The organism is Niallia sp. FSL W8-0954, assembly GCF_038005605.1.
Classification (GTDB): Bacteria; Bacillota; Bacilli; order Bacillales; family Cytobacillaceae; genus Niallia; species Niallia circulans_A.
The window spans coordinates 80,132-97,868 of the sequence record NZ_JBBOTN010000002.1 but is presented as its reverse complement, the minus strand read 5'-3'; the positions used below and the strand labels follow the sequence as shown (position 1 = coordinate 97,868).

Annotated in this window: 6 protein-coding genes and 1 pseudogene; 1 reads left to right on the top strand and 6 read right to left on the bottom strand. The window is 33.4% G+C overall.

Annotated features, from left to right (window positions below; translation table 11 throughout):
• The first annotated feature begins 160 nt into the window (after positions 1–160).
• Positions 161–1,422 (top strand): annotated as a pseudogene (ltrA, locus tag NX902_RS24980) (group II intron reverse transcriptase/maturase).
• 95 nt (positions 1,423–1,517) lie between these two features.
• On the opposite strand, the gene panD reads toward ltrA, so the two are convergent.
• The 6 genes from panD to NX902_RS24950 form a co-directional block, all read right to left on the bottom strand.
• Entirely contained in the window at positions 1,518–1,901 is a 384-nt protein-coding gene (panD, locus tag NX902_RS24975; RefSeq protein ID WP_341123783.1) for an aspartate 1-decarboxylase, read from the bottom strand.
• A gap of 447 nt (positions 1,902–2,348) precedes the next feature.
• Positions 2,349–3,614, bottom strand: a complete 1,266-nt coding sequence (ectB, locus tag NX902_RS24970; protein ID WP_341123784.1) for a diaminobutyrate--2-oxoglutarate transaminase — start codon at positions 3,612–3,614, stop codon at positions 2,349–2,351.
• 140 nt (positions 3,615–3,754) lie between these two features.
• Positions 3,755–4,009, bottom strand: a complete 255-nt coding sequence (locus NX902_RS24965) for an acyl carrier protein (RefSeq protein ID WP_341123786.1) — start codon at positions 4,007–4,009, stop codon at positions 3,755–3,757.
• Between the two features lie 18 nt (positions 4,010–4,027).
• The gene (locus tag NX902_RS24960; RefSeq protein ID WP_341123893.1) at positions 4,028–4,735 is read right to left on the bottom strand and encodes a GNAT family N-acetyltransferase; all 708 of its coding nucleotides are present in this window, start codon (positions 4,733–4,735) and stop codon (positions 4,028–4,030) included.
• Between the two features lie 508 nt (positions 4,736–5,243).
• On the bottom strand, positions 5,244–10,592 hold the full coding sequence (locus NX902_RS24955) for an amino acid adenylation domain-containing protein (RefSeq protein WP_341123787.1): 5,349 nt from the start codon (positions 10,590–10,592) through the stop codon (positions 5,244–5,246).
• A gap of 187 nt (positions 10,593–10,779) precedes the next feature.
• Positions 10,780–17,736 (bottom strand): type I polyketide synthase, encoded by a 6,957-nt coding sequence (locus tag NX902_RS24950; RefSeq protein ID WP_341161091.1) that lies wholly within the window; start codon positions 17,734–17,736, stop codon positions 10,780–10,782.
• Position 17,737: the final 1 nt, after the last annotated feature.

Genomic DNA, 17,737 nt, shown 5'->3' with positions numbered 1-17,737 from the left:
TAGGAGAGAATAGCCCTTGGCTTTCAGTAGGTCATGAGGAACACAGAAAACATAGTACCTCACTTGAGGAAGGAAACGGTGAATTCCGTGGGGGATCTCTTGGAGGGTGGAGTGACCACTGGCATAAGAAGATAAGCTATTCACGGAAGGAAGAATAACGATGCTTTTAAATCAAATCCTGTCACGGGAAAATATGCTTCAAGCATTAAAACGAGTAGAACAGAATAAAGGAAGTCATGGAGTAGATAGGATGCCCGTACAAATCCTACGACAGCACCTAGTCGAAAACTGGCATTCTATCAGAGAGGCTATTTTCAAGGGTACTTATGAGCCAATGCCTGTCCGAAGAGTCGAAATCCCGAAAACTGGTGGAGGTTTTCGGCTACTAGGTATTCCAACCGTGAAAGATCGTTTGATTCAACAATCCATTGCCCAAGTATTATCGAAGATATATGACCCGATGTTCTCCGAACATAGCTATGGCTTTCGACCAAACCGAAGCGCCCATGATGCGGTAAGGGAAGCAAAGGGATATATCAAAGAAGGATATAGATGGGTTGTAGATATGGATTTAGAGAAGTTCTTTGATAAGGTCAACCATGATAGACTCATGAGTACACTTGCGAAAAGAATCAAGGACAAACCACTATTAAAGCTAATCCGCAAATATTTACAGGCGGGCGTTATGATGGATGGAGTTATTTCAAGTACAGAAAAAGGAACGCCACAAGGCGGACCATTAAGTCCATTACTCTCTAACATAGTTCTGGATGAACTAGAAAAAGAGCTAGAAAGTCGAGGGCATAAATTCGTTCGTTACGCGGATGACTGTAATGTTTACGTAAAATCGAAGCGGGCAGGAGAACGAACAAGGGTAAGCATTCAACGATTCATCGAAAAGAAACTTCGATTAAAAGTGAATGAGAAGAAATTAGCAGTAGACCGACCATGGAAACGGAAGTTTCTAGGGTTTAGCTTCACGTCTTCTAAAGAACCAAAGGTTCGTATCGCAAAAGAAAGCTTAAAACGAATGAAGAAGAAAATACGAGAAATCACTTCCAGAAAGATGCCCTATTCTATGAGATATCGGATGGAGAAATTAAACCAATATCTAATGGGTTGGTGTGGATATTTTGCATTAGCGGATACTAAATCACTGTTTATAAAATTTGATGGTTGGATACGAAGAAGACTTCGCATGTGCCAATGGAAAGACTGGAAGAAACCAAAGACAATCGCAACCTTATACATTTAGGTGTCCCAAAAGGGAAGGCTTATGAATGGGGAAATAGCCGGAAGGGCTATTGGCGCGTCTCGAATAGTCCTATATTAGATAAAACCCTCGATATTTCCTATTGGAATAATCAAGGGTTTAAAAGTCTACAAACTCGTTATAAATTCTGCGTCATTTATCTTAATTGAACCGCCGTATACGGAACCGTACGTACGGTGGTGTGAGAGGTCGGGAGTTAATCACTCCCTCCTACTCGATTTTAATCTTTTGTAGTGTTATAACTTTACTTGATTGTGTGTATCGGCTCCTGTCTCAACAGTTCAGAAATCCGGTTTTTCTCACCCATAATCGCAACCTTTGGCTTATGATGTTGCGCTTCTTCATTTGACATAACAGCATATGAAATAATAATGACCATATCACCAACTTGCACCAATCTAGCTGCCGCACCATTAAGGCAGATAGTTCCACTGCCCCTTTTTCCTGGTATAATATATGTTTCAAAGCGAGCTCCATTATTATTATTAACAATTTGTACCTTCTCATTAGGTAGCATATTCACAGCATCAAGTATGTCTTCATCAATTGTGATACTGCCAACATAATTCAAATTAGCTTCTGTTACTGTAGCTCTATGGATTTTTCCATTCATCATCGTCCGAAACATGGGCGTGTTCCTTTCTATTAGCTATTGTTATAAATTTGTTATCAATCTTGATTTTTAAGTGGACATTGTGCTGCAATAACAAAAGAGGTTTCCTAGTACAATGGCTCTTGCAATCCAAGATCACTTAGATATTCAGGTAATCAACTCTCTGCCCTTATCCTATATGTTTGATCTATTCAGATACATAAATATTATTTATACTTTTTGCTTGCCTTTTTTTGGTGCGATTCAATTTGATATCGGTAAATTACGAACTTTTTTCATTTTTATATAACACACCAGTTGTAATGAATAATATGCAATTATTGCTTCGGTCGGCGCTTGAAACTTAAAATGGACTAGTCATTATGCATCCCATAAATTACTTCTTCCTTTTTTATGAGAATATTATGATTTTCTTGTCCGAAGTTATACGTGTATATCTTCACTTCCTTATCAAATTTACTCTCAACTTGATGTATGAAAAAGTGCTTCATTGATACTATTATTCAATATATTTAATCCTTGTTCTAAACCTCTTTGATCAATAGTTAAAGGTGGAATCAGCTTTATTACATCCGATTTTGAACCCGAAGTTTCTATTAGTAAACCATTGCTAAATGAAATTGAACAGATTGTAGTTGCTAAACCATCTACTTCAAAAGCAAGACCTTGAATCATTCCCCTTCCACGCTTGCTAATAGGTAGATCCTGAAAATTCCTAACTAATTCATCTAAAAACTCTTCAATAATTGTAGAGCTGATCTTTATATTTTGGCTAAAATTATCTGCTTCCCAATATTTCAAAGCTTCTGCAGCAGTTATAAATGCAAGATTATTACCTCTAAATGTACCATTATGTTCTCCTGGTGACCAAACATCATATTCTTGTTTAATAAGGTTTAATGCCATTGGTAGGCCATAACCGCTAATGGATTTGGAGAGGCATATGATATCTGGTATAATTCCTGCATTTTCAAAACTAAAAAATGAACCAGTTCGACCACACCCAACTTGTATATCATCTACAATTAACAACATTCCATATTTACGACATATCCTTTCAATACCTTTTAACCACTCAATACTCGCTGAATGTAATCCTCCCTCACCCTGTACAGTTTCAAGAATAACAGCCGCTGGTAAAGACATTCCACTTCCTGGGTCACTTAGTAATTTATCAATATACTCTAAAGTATTGAAGTCTTCACCAAAATATCCATCATAAGGCATACGCAAAACATGATTTAAGGGAATTCCCGCCTTACGTTTAGATTTATTTCCATTTAAAGCAAGAGAGCCTAGAGTCATTCCATGAAAAGCATTGGTGAATGCCATTACGTTATGTCTACCTGTTACATTTCTTGCTAACTTTATGGCGCTTTCTACTGCATTTGTCCCAGTGGGACCTGTAAACATCATACGATACTCCAGACCTCGAGGTTTAAGAATAATCCTATTAAAACTCTCGATGAAATCTGTTTTAGCTAATGAAGCCATATCTAAACTATGGGTAATATTGTCATTAATAATATATTCAAGGAGCTTCTCTTTGAGTTTAGGGTTATTATGTCCATAGTTTAAAGCCCCAGCCCCAGAAAAGAAATCGATATATTCTCTATCGATATGATCGTATAGTCTATACCCTTTCGCTTTAACAAACATAGTAGGGAAACTCCTTACATAGTTCCGTACTCCCGACTCTAAATCTTCAATAATATTTAAAGTTGACATTGTTTATATCTCCTTGAGTTATTTTACTTTTCGCATGAGGTGTTCATATTACTGAGTATCTATGTTTTACAAAATATAAAAAGGTAGGAATTATACAAGCTCCTACCCGAAACAACATTTTAACTTAAAGAACCATCATCTTAATTCATCGCTATTACCTTTTGCTTAACGTAAGTACTTAGTTGATTTACATTACTAAAAGTTTCAGGATTTAAACTGTTATCATCAAATTCGAATCCGAATTCATTCTCTATTGCTACAAAAATTCTTAATCCGGTGACAGAGTTGATACCTAATGTAAACAGATCTGCTTCATTACTTATTTCTGAAATATCATTTATTTCATCAATATATTCAATTATAACTTCTTTAATTCTAGTTTCGATATCCTCCATCTTTTCACTAACCTTCCCCTACTTGGATTTAACCTTCGTTAATCTTTTGGCAAATGAATGGGGAGTCATTCTATGGAAGGATATTAATTCCCCTTCAAATATCACATTAAAGACACCATAAGGCGTTGGAGATAATTCCATCATTTCTGATCGGTCTTTAATTTGAATAATATTTGGTTTGATTTTTACAGCTTCTGCCGCTTTTAATGCATTTTGTGTAGCCACGTCTAAATATGGACATTGATTAGTACGTAATATAGTTAATCCTTGATTAAAACGATCTAAGCGTTCATTCCAATTCGTTGGGAAGTATGGGTTCTCGTGTTTATCCAGTATTTTATAAACTAATAGTTCAAAAGAGTAAGGTGCTTTATCAACTTGCTTAAAACCATTTTTAATAAAAATTTCTTTTGAAGGAGCCCAACCAGTATCTGGATTTGTAACTACTACGACTCCATTTTTATTCTGGTTCTTCGCATCATCGATACACTGTTGTATAAGTTGTGATCCGAGACCCAAATTATTCTCCCCAACCCATATACAATGAATTACTAAATAATTGTCCGCATGTACTGCTCTCCAAGAGTCTTCCCCTGGAGCATACTCTATAAAGCCTAATTGTTTCCCATTATCTTTGAATTGCATATATACTAGACCGTTTTTTGATTCTTCTTCCGTCCATTGTACCTTTTGTTTGTACCCATCAGACTTTTTCATACTTCTCATACAATAACATCCATGTTCACCAATATTATCTTTATATATTTCAATCCCCACTTTTTTCTCCTCCTATACTTGTGGACTCAATTGTTTTTCACGTTCTTTCTTTATTTCTCTTTTCCATCTCAGAATAAATTTAATTTTTCAATTATTTTCACTAAATAAAAGCCTAGCAATATTCTTTTTAACCAATTGTACCATAAATATTACCATAAGGGTTATATATTTCCATGATTTCCAAATAGCGTTGAGTACTAGTGAAATCATAAAGAGGCTGACCACATATTCATTGTTGGACTATTAAGTTATTATAGGTATTATTTTAATTAATTTTGGCAGGTGCCAATTCGGAACTAAATTTCATCCATACTGTATTAACTAGGAATTCCAGTATATCCCCATTGTACAAACCCCATTTAAATTAATTGAGATTGATTACTAAGGCTTGTTAGGTGCATCCTGTTTTTTCCTTATATATTTACATTTAATAATGGCTATTGAATAAATATAATTATTATCCCTCTTTATTTATATTCTTTTTAAAGCAAGCATGGTTTTCTATGATTTGTTCAAGATTTATATTAGAATTAATGTTATTAACCACATAATTAAAAAGTTTCTTATAATTTTGAAGCCATAACTCTACCTTTGAAGTTGGATATTTCTTTTTATCAAATTTGATGGACATTAATATGAACCTATTCTTAGTTGCATACCCTCTAAAAGGTACATTGTGAGTTAGAGTATTGCTTATATCACGAATATTAAGACTCCTGTGTTTAATATGATTCATATATGATTCATCTGATTCACCAACGAAGATAAATGAACGTTCATATATAGCTTGCTGTATATAATCAAGGTTTACATGTGTCCATTTAGCTATTTGTTCCGGAGAAACGAAATCATGTTGAAGCGCTTCAATTTGGCATATCTGTAAATTACGAATCCAATCAATCACAGTTATCTCATCCTTTAATTTACTACGCATTGGCAGAAAGTTCGATAGCGGTCCGGAAATTCTATCAACATTTTGAACTTCAGATGTGCGCCCTGAACTAAGAATTCCATATAATACATCATGGTTATTATCATAGCAACACCAAGTCATAGCCCATACTGCTTGTAATAGACTGTTTAGAGTTATACCGTACTTTTTAGCTATTCTTTCAGCATCATTAGTTTCCTCGCTACTAAACTCAAGTTCTATTTCTCCTGAAATAAAGGTTTGATTACTAGTTAAATTTAACGATTCAGTAGTGAATAATTTCATAGACTTAAATTCATTCTGCCAATATAACCTACTTAAGTCCGTATTTTTACTGAAAAACCATTTAACATAATCCACAAATTTCCCTTGATTTGTAATTTCTACATCAACACCCATGTTAAGAAAGTCATATGTTTCAATAACATCATTCATTATGTTCCTCCAGCTCCAATTATCGAATAAAGAAGTTGAGTAAGTAAACATAAAGAAATGCTCATTGGTTGATAGTCTAATGAGTTTAAATCTTACTAGTGGCAAGTGTGTAGAATTTATACCTTTTGTTCGCTCGTAGTCTATGAACTCATTAATTCTACTTTGGTGACTAGTGGTGTCCATCATTGACCAGTCAATATACTCAAAATCAAATGGAATTCGACGATATAAAATTTGTATCGGAGCTTTAAGTTTTCTCCATCTAAATGATGTTCTAAGTATAGGGTGGGCGTTAATTACCTTTTCCCATGACTTTTGAAATATTTCTACTTGAAGATCTCCTTCAAGTATCCAATAAATTTGTTGGCTATTTAAACCTTTATTCGCATAAAAAATATTATGGAACAAGATAGCGCGTTGCATAGGTGTTACAGGATAAATATCCTCGATTTCAAATTCGCTATTTACAATCTGCTCAATGTCATTTCGTTTTATATCATTTTGCGGGATACTAAGAATAGTGTAGTTGTAACTCTGTTGTGTTTCACAGTACTGAGTCATTATATCTATTTCGCTTATTAAAATTTCTGAAATTTTTTCTATTTCATGAACACTTAAAAACGAATCATTGTAAACGAAATTATAGTGAATTTTCCCTCGATTTATACCAAGGTTTACATCTAATACATAGTTAGTTCGATTACCTTTACCAATTGACTCACCAGGTGATTCTGATGAAATTGATAACAGTTTACCTGATGGTAGGGTTGAATCTAGGTCTCCAACATAATTGAATCTGATTCCCGAACTATGGAAAGTAGAAAGAGTATGTTTTTTGGACATGTATCGGAGTAGACCGAAGTTTATTCCATTCTGTGGTACTTTAGATAAAGCCATTTTAATTTCTTGAACCAAATCAAAATAATCCCAGTTTGATTTCCGCTCTATATGCAATGGATATAGACTTGTAAACCAACCAATAGTACGAGTCAAATCAATTTCTTCCATTGAAAGGTTACGCCCATGACCTTCCATATCAATTAGAATAGAATTTATATTAAAATATTTATAAAGTGTCTCTATCCAAACAGAAAGAATAACCTCTTCTATTCTAGCTTTTAAGAAATTAGGGACGATATTTAGAAATCTACTAGTATTTTCTTGTGAAATAAAATTTGTATATTCACGAACTTTTCCATATTTAACATTCGGTGTTTCGAATAATATTTTTCCTTTGTTAGAATGCTTGATAATTTTTTCCCAGTATTCTACTTCTAATTCTAATCTATTTACAGAAAATGACTGTTGCAGAGTACGTGACCACTCTGCAAATGAAGTAGATGATGGTAATAAATTTATTCTATTATTATTTAGTAACTGTTGAAAACATGTAAATATATCATTAATTAAGATTCTCCAAGACACACCATCCACCACTAAGTGATGGATAATCAATACTAGTCGCGAAGGCTGACCAAATCCGGTTTCTATATATGCAAATTTGAAAACAAAAGGTTGAAAAATATTAATCTCTGTTTGTAACTTTGCAGCGTAATCTTCAATTACGATTTTTTGTTCTTCGCTGTTTAACTCTGATATATCTTTTACTAATAATAATGATTCTTCTTCAATCAATTCATTACTTGGTTCGATAACATTTATGACATCATCCTTTTCGTTAAAATACATTCTCAGCGCATCATGTTGCTTAACAATAGTATGAATTACTCGTTTCGCCATCTCGAAAGATATTCTTGGATCTAAATTCAAAATGACCGCTTGGTTAAAATGATGCGGATTTTGTAAATTAAGTTCAAAAAACCACTTTTGAATAGGGGTAAGTAGGACAGGATCGTCACTCTCTTCGCTCATTTTTGTAACATCTTCACGCCTTGAGGCTATTTTAGCTATATTCTCTATAGTTAAATGCTCAAAAATATCTTTAGGCGTAATGTTTATATGCCTTGTTTTCGCCTTTGCTACAATTTGAATACTTTGTATTGAATCCCCTCCTAAATCAAAAAAACTATCATAAATGCCTATCTTTTTTTTTGGAAGTATTTCGGTCCAAACCTCTAGTAATATTTCCTCTGTTTTATTACGTGGTTGGACTATTTCTTTAGATTTATACTTATCTTCTACTAAAAGTTGATGGTTGGAAAGTAAAACACGGTCTACTTTTCCACTTGGTGTTAGAGGTATACTATCTATTCTAATAAATTGGGAAGGAATCATATGCTGGGGTAAGCGATGTTCCAACCATTTTCTAAATGAAGAAGAATCCCATTCTTTACTTTCCTCAATCACCAAATAAGCAACTAATTGCATATGGTCCCCATTTGTTTTTTCCTGTGCAACTACAACACATTGTCTTATAGAATGATGTTTAAGTATCTCATGTTCTATGTCACTAGGTTCTATTCTAAATCCTCGTATTTTTAGTTGTTTATCAATTCTTCCTAAGAACTCTACATCTCCAGTGGGTAACCACCTTCCAGCATCACCGGTTTTATACATCATTTGATTAGGAAAATAAGGATCAGAAATGAAGGATTCTCGTGTCTTTTCGTCATCCAACCAATATCCCTTACCAACAGCAATACCTGATATATAAATCTCACCCGGAGCTCCTATTGGGACTAACATATACTTATCATCAAGTATATGAACACGTACGTTCGGTAATGGTTTCCCTATTGGAACTCTTGCTTCATTTTCAGTTAATCGTTCTTTGGTGTTATACTGCATTGTATCGTCGGAAGCCTCAGTTGGACCGTATGCATTTGCTATCTTTGTATGTGGAAAGAATTCCAATAGCATATTGAGTAATGACACAGATAAAGTTTCACCTGTTGCCATAATCCATTGTAATGAAGACAGTATCGACGTATTATTAGATTGAGACATTGCATGTTGTACAAACATTTCTAGAAGCTGGGGTACAAATTCAATGACTGTAATCTTGTGTAACTGTATTAGTTCAAAAAGTTCATTTGGATTTAATAAACTATTTTTATCTACTATAACGGTAGTTCCGCCTATTAATATGGGTGAAAGGAATTGCCAGACTGAAATATCAGATGATGAAGGTGCACTTTGTAAAAACACAAGATCATCATGTAGATTCATATATTCAAATTGAGCATATATATGATTTATTACTCCATCGTGCCTTAGAACTGCTCCTTTAGGAAGTCCAGTCGAGCCAGATGTATACATCATATAAATCGGATTTTTTGCTGAAATAGGGTAATTCAAATTATCGGATGGATAATCTTCCAAGTCTGTATCTTGATTAGAAATGAAAATCACCGAATCAAGTTTTTCATATAGGTACTCGGTGTTATTTCTAACATATTCATCGACTATCACAATACTACACCCACTTTGAGTGAGCATGTATTGAATTCTCTGTTCAGGATATGTAGGATCTATAGGAATAAATGCTTTACCAGCTTTTAAAATTGCAAGCATAGCAACTAGGAAATCCGTACTTCTTTCTTTATAAATTCCAACAAATGTGTTATCTTCATTTTTTTGTGAAGATATTTCAAGAATCTTTGCTGATAATTTGTTAGCCTTCTTATTTAATTCATCATAAGTAAGTACAGTCTCTCCATAAATTACTGCAACACTATTAGGTGTTTTAAGTACCTGTTGTTCAAATAGTATATGCAAAGGAGTATTTACAGGATAGCTATTATTCTCATAATAAAATTTTTCCAGAATAAACTTCTGTTCTACTTCATCCATCCATTTTATATCTGAACATTTGATATTTGGATTCTCAATAATGTTTTGGGCAAGAAATATCCACCGATCTAAAAAATTTTTAATGGAATATTCTTTATATACTTTCGTATTGTATGTTGCGAGTAGTCTCATCCTATTTGGTGATTCATCTAATTGAATACAAACATCCGTACCAATTGGTATATCAATTGATTTAGAACCATGTAAGCCTTGAGATTTAAAAATGATGTGAAATAAGTTTTCTATTTTTATCTCATTCTCTTGCATTAAAAGATTTACTAACTCTTGGCAAGAAATATCTTGATGCTTGAATGCATCCAAAATAGTCTCTTTTACTTGTAGAAGAAATTCTTTAAAGGTAGTTTCTTCTTTCTGCTCTGTAAATAATGGTAAAAAGGAAGTCTTATCAATAGATGGGTAAGTAGGTATTCCAATAACAGTATTTTCTTCTCCCGAAAACTTTTGTAAAAGAACTTTCAATAGAGTAGCTCCGATAATAAAAATTGAAATAGGAGAATACTTTCCTAACTTTAGAATTGACTCAGCTAGATTTTTTGGAACTTCTGCCTCAATAGTTGCATATTCTGCTTCCTCAGTTTTATTTGAAATTAGATCGGGTATCAATTTTGTGGCTAATTCAAATGATTTTAACTTATTTAACCAATACACTTGATGAGAAAAATTCATTAATATTCTCCTTTTTTAGATGAGTTTTCAAAGAAGGACATTTAAGATATATATAATTAATTATTACTTTGATTATAATTTTCTATATTAATAGTTTTCTAATTAAAATTTTTTCCTCAAAATAATTTTAATAAGCTAGGAACACCCTGTTAAGGGGGTCACTAGCTTTAGAGTAGTATCCTTACTATTAAAAATCAAATGTTGCTTCTTCCTCCAATGGAACATTTAGAGATTTTGATTCGTGCCTAAGTTTAATTTCAGATAATGGTTTATTTTTATCTTCTAACATCTTCTCTATCAAATATAAATAGTCTTGCTTGATTTGTTCAATGGTCGAAGCATCATATAACTCCCTTGCATATTCAACTTCTAGTATCATTCCTTCTGAAGTATCAAGTACCTCTACTGATAACTCAAATTTTGCATGCTGGGACGGAACCATAGATGTAGAAACATCTAAATTACCTGGCATTTTGACATTCCAATCTTGCTCACTCATATAATTGAACATATATTGAAAAATATTTGTTGTATACCCTTTGTTAGTCGAAATTTTCTGAACGATATAATCGAAAGGAAGACGATTATAAATATATGCATTAATGAATGTATCTTTGGAAGCTCTCATAATCTCCTCGAAATTAGAATTCACTTCAAATTTATTTCGTAGTGCCAATGTATCAATACAACAACCTATTAAGGATTCAAATTCTTCCTCTATTCGGTTTGAGACAGGAATACCAACAATTATGTCTGTTTTTGTAGTATATTTGTACATTAATGCATAGAAAGCCGATAAAAGTGTTACGAATGCTGTTGTATTTTGGCTCTGACTAAACTGATAAATTCTATCTGTAAGTTGGGCTGGGAAAAGAAGGCCAGTTCGTTTTGCTGTATATAGAACATTCTCTAGACGAGGTCTATCAGTAGGTAATCGCAAATTCGGTATAGGATTTGAAAGCATTTTTTCCCAATATCTCAACTTATCAGCAGTTACATCTGAGTTCTTTAGTCGTTGTTCCCATTGTACATAATCTCGGAAAGGTATCTCAATAATTTCAGTTTCGGGAAATGAAATATTTCCAACTCTAAAAGATAACCATTTTCCGTAAAGATCAGCTAATTCACTGACTAACAGACCAATTGACCAAAAGTCGAATATTAAATGTTCAATCATGAAAAATAATTGATATTTATCCTGAGCATACTTAATTCCTTGCATGTGAAACATATATTCTTGTCTATGTTTTATATACATTTCGTTTTCTATTCTTTGGAAAATAGTATTTTCATCAATATCTATTTCATTACTAACATCAAGAAAATATATCTTATAATGTGAGAATTCTAGAACCTTTTGTAAAGGTACATCGCCATTAAAAATCACTTTGGTACGTAATACTGAATGTTTTTTCAACAATTCATTTAGACTCCACTCTAATCCTTTGATATCCAAATCACCTTTAATGTCAATTTTCATCTTTAACATGTAGGCTGAGCTATCTGAGTTTAATTGCTGATATGTCCATATCTTCTCCTGGGCTGTTGTTAGTGGATAATATTCAGAAATCTCATCCCCACTCAAACTCACTAGAGAAGAATCTAATTCAGTAATCTTCTCTCTAGATTGAAGAGATTGTTCAACATATAATCCAACATCATAAATTTTAGGTTTTCTATAAAATTCCCTCATTGTAAATGTAATCTGAAATTCTCGCTGAACCATAAAGATAAATCGCATAGCTTTTAAGGAATTACCACCTGCATTAAAAAAGTCTTCATAAATACTACGTGCAGGTTGTCCAAGCGAAGAAGTCCAGATTTCCATTAATGTTTTTTCGATAGCTGTCAATGATTGATTCCTACCCGGAATATCTGTATATTGTTCGATGTTGGAAGGTAATAAATTACGATCGATTTTACCATTTGGTAATTTTGGTAGAGATTCCACGAAACAGAATACATTTGGTATCATATAATTTGGTAAATATTTTTGTAGAAACTCTTTTAATTCAACATTTGATGGATAGTTATCAGTAGAATTTCCTGTTATATATGCTACCAACAAAATATTATTAGTTGAATCCTGATTTTCCTTTACCACTGCCTCTTTAATCGTTTTGTATCTTCTAAGTACAGTTTCAATTTCCTGAGGTTCAATTCGATAACCATTAAGTTGAATTTGGTTATCTCTACGGCCTTTGAATATAACCTCACCATCAGAATTAAAGTAACCAAGATCACCAGTTTTGTATACTTGCTCTTGTATATCTCCATTTGAAATGGTAACAAATCGTTCCTCCGTCCAATTTTCGTGATTGTGGTATCCTATTGCCAATCCAGATCCACCAATATATATATATCCCACAACACCAATAGGTACTTGTTCTAACTTTGAATTTAGTATATATACTTTAGTGTTTGAGATTGGCCTCCCCAGTGGGACGACTATATTTTCTATTTCATTTGTATTTATTTCATAATATAGGACATCCGCTGAAACTTCTGATGAACCATATAAGTTGATTAGTTTTCGTCCAGGCATTTTTTTATTCCATTGTCGTACAATAGATGATGTTAACTCTTCACCACTTGTTATACATAATTGTAGATGTGGTAAGAGATTGGATAAATCATCATATAAATCTAGTAGTAAAGTTAGAAGAGATGGAACTACTACAATCCTAGATACTTTATGGGTGAACATTTCTTGAACAAGTGAACTCGGGTCCATGACAATCTCAGTTGGGAATATAACTAATTGTATGCCTTGAGCTAGAGGAGAAAGAATTTCTGCAAGAGAATCGATAAAGCTTATAGAAGTCTTACAACAACAAACCTCATCTTCTCTAAATGGATACTTCTCCCACATCCACTCACACCTATTTAATAGTCCACTATGCCTACCCATTACACCTTTAGGTACGCCCGTAGAACCTGAGGTATATATAATATAAGCTAAATCATCATGATAGCTATTGTATTCTTGTTGCATTAGATTTTCATTTTGAAAGTTCGGAACATTATCGACATTCCATACCAAAACATCTTTTTCAGATAGGAAATCGTTTGTCTCATTTTGAGTTAATATTAGGGATAAATTAGCATCTTTTATCATATATTCAATTCTCTCAGATGGATATACTGGATCAAGTGGAACATATACACATCCAGCTTTCCATATCGACAGTAAACTTACTACCGATTCGATACTTCGATTCATATAAACTCCAATATGCATTCCTGGTTTCAAACCAATTTTCTTTAGCACCTTAACCTTCTGATTTACTTCCTCGTACATTTCGCTGAAACTCAAATGACTTTCTCCGTATGTAAGAGCAATTTTGTCAGGTGTTGATAAAGCATGAGTTTCAATCATGTTTAATAGATTATTCTTAGGAAAAGTTGTTTCTGTGCTATTCCAGTGCTTAATTTTTTCCTGTTCTATTTCTGTAAGTAAGTTAGTCTTCAAACTATTTTCCATTGAGTCTGACGCAATCGCACATAAAATATTTGAATAGTATTTTCCTATTCTATCTATTTCTGATTCCGTAAAGATATCTGAATCGTACTGTAATCCTAATGTAACCTCTTTGTTAAATCTCCCTTGAATGAATCTTACATACAAAGGAACATCTGTTACCTCAAACATTTCATCAGAAAGTACTTCCAACTCCCCATAATTATTAACCTCATTATAGATATGGAAGTTCTGATAGTTAAATATACTTGATATTACTATAGGCTTATTGGTAGTCTTTTGAATTTCTGCGAGAGGATACCTGCGATATGGAATCACTTCTTGTTCATTTTGGAATACACTTCTTAGCAATTCCTCCCAAGTTGAATATGAACTGTTAAATCTAAAAGGTAGGGTATTTAGGAATAAACCAAGGACTCTATCCCCACCATTTTGTTCTAATCTTCCATTTACTACAATTCCTGATAATACATCATTTTTACCACTAATTAGTTGTAATGCTTTAATATGTGCTGCTAGAAAAATTGTTTTTAATGGAACAGAAATTTTTCTGCTCACTTCTATTAATTGTTCAACCAGTTGCTCATTCACAGTTAATCTAATTTCTTGGAGAAATCTATGCTCATTTCTATCATCGTTCATCCGCTTACTTAGTAAATCTATAGCTTCCAATCCATCTAGCTTTTCTTTCCAGTATTTAGGAGCATCGTCTGATTGAATCATCTTACTTTCTGCTGCAATATAATCCCTGAAACCAATTTCTAAGTGTGAATCTTGCGAGATTGGTACTCCTACTTTTAGTAATGAATAATACTTGAACAATTCCGTCAATAGGCTAGATACACTCCACCCATCTAAAATAGAATGGTGAAAAATTAATGACAACTGGAATGCATCGTCACTTCTGTAGTGAATAAATACTCGTAAAAGCGGTGGTTTCGACCAATCAAACCCTTCATCTTTTTGTTTTGAACGCCACTTTTCAAGGTATGCATCCTGCTCTTCTTGGGTTAATCCAGTAATTTTCTCAATATAAATTGGAGCTTTTGCGTTAAAATGGACTAATTGTAATGGCTTACTAAAATTAATAAAATCAAATGTAGTACGTAATACTGGATGTTTACTTACCATAATGTTGACTGCTTTTTTGAAACTAGTTTCATCTAACTTTTCCTTGATATGTAGACTTAAAATATCATGAAAAGATTCAGATGAAGTTGACCAGATACTATGAAATAACATACCTGTTTGGAGTGCACTTATTGGATACGCATCTTCTATATTTGATGGTATTTTAGATACATCTTCGTCAGATATCAATTCAAAGTTCTTTATTAAAACAGGTTTTTGTTCTTTCTTTTCTTTTCCAACTGCCTGAACTAGTTCATATATAGTTTGATTCTCAAATAATTGTTGTACCGACATATTAAAACTTTGATCTTGAGCTTTAGATGTAACTTGTATTACTTTAATTGAATCACCACCAAGACTGAAAAAGTTGTCGTGTACACCAATTTTTTCTACATTTAAAACCTCTTTCCAAATAGAAATCATTATTTTCTCATCATCAGTTACAGGAGATATAATTTCATTTTGGTTTTCTTGGGAAACTAGTTTAGCTTTACGCCTTATGGATGCCTCTTGTCGCTCACGTCTTCTTTCTTTCGCTGACTTCATTTTTTTCTCTGAACCATCGATCCAGACCCTTTTACGCTCCAACGGATACAATGGTAGTTCAGTTTTAAATGTTTTTTTGTGATGAAATAGACTTTTCCAATCTATTGATGCACCTTTTACATAGTACTCCGATAACTTTTTCCAATTGAGATTATCACCGTCTAATAAGAGTTTTAGAATATAGGATGCCTCATCATTTAGCGCATTTAAATCTTTATCTGTTATCTCTCCATTTTGTTTTACATTTTCGTAATTTTTAATTATTCGATGCCATCCAAAATGAATATTACTATCATCAATTTCTTCCCAATCATCACAATTATGTAGAAGAAGAATTTTGTTATATAACTCTTCAATGCTATTAACCTGTAAAAGTACACGGGATTCATAATGTCCTCTTCCACATAGTGTTGTATAGCACATATCTTGTAGATCTAAGCTTTGCCAATCCACATCTTCAAGAAAATATTTATAGCTCTTTACAAGTTCCCTTAAAGTCTTCTCATTCTTAGTAGAAATTGAAAATAAATAGGGAAAAGAAGGCTCCTCTATTGCCCATCCATTCGAAGAGTTTCCATTATTCATGGGTTCTTCTAACACTATGTGACAATTTGTTCCACTAAACCCAAATGAATTTACACCACACCTACGTGGTTCTAATGAATCAACCCAATTGGCTGTACGATCACTTACATAAACTGCACTATCTGTAAAATCTATATATGGATTTACTTCTTTAAAGTTAATGTGATAAGGAATTTTCTTATATTTCATCGCAAATACTGCTTTAACTAAAGAAGCTATTCCAGATGCAGCGACAGTATGTCCTACGTTTGTTTTTACAGTACTGATTGCACAGAACTGTTTACGGTTAGTAAATTTTTTAAAAGCTTCAGTTATTGCTTTAACTTCTATTGGATCGCCCAAGAGAGTTCCTGTTCCATGTGCTTCTATATAGGAGATTGATTCTGGGTTTATTCCAGCAGATTCCCATGATTGTTCAATTACTTTTTGCTGCATATTTGCATTGGGGGTAGCAATACCCATCTTACCACCATCATTATTGACAGCTGAACCCTTTACAATAGCATAGACCCTATCTCCGTCCTTAACAGCTTCTTTATAACGTTTAAGTAAAATAGCACCTACACCTTCACTTAACAAAGTTCCTTTTGCACTTTTGTCAAAGGTCCTTACCATTGGTTCTTCTGTTAATATCCCTTGCATTGGTTGGTCTGGAGATTCTATAAAGTTTTCCCTAAGGTTTATGCCACCAGCTACAGCTAAGTTACATTGTCCATTCTTTAATGCGAGGCATGCTTGATGAATAGCAACTAAGGCGGATGAACAAGCAGTATCTACGACAATACTTGGACCTTGAAAATTAAATGTATGTGATATTCTACTAGCAAGTATAGATGAATATGATCCTGTAAGAACTAATGGATGAACATTTCCTGCGATTTTCGCATAGGAAGATTCAACAGCATGGTCCCTACCTATAAACACTCCTGTATTAGTTCCATAAGCGGTTTGACCCCCATACCCCGCATCTTCCAATGCGAGGTATACGGTTTCTAACATGTTTCTTTGCCAAGGATCCATAAACTTTGCTTCTTTTTTTGATATTCCAAAAAATTCAGCATCAAAGGCATTTACATCATCAAGATAACCGCCAAAAGATAGTAATTCTTCCGAGAGATTTTCTAATTGAAAATGGTCTTTTAAAACATCCTCCCAGCCCTTTCTTCTTAATATTGAAGGTCTGTCAATACAATTGACACCGCTCAAAATGTTATTCCAAAACTCTTTGATATCAGCTGCTTTGGGAAACCTTCCGGCCATACCAATAATTGCAATGTCATCTGAAGTCTCTTCATTACTTGTGTTTTTCTGGTTAAGTTCCTTCAATAATTTTTTTGCTTCTTCTATTGTTAGTTGATGGTTTGCGACCTGATGTAAAATATATTGTTTTAGTTGATCCACT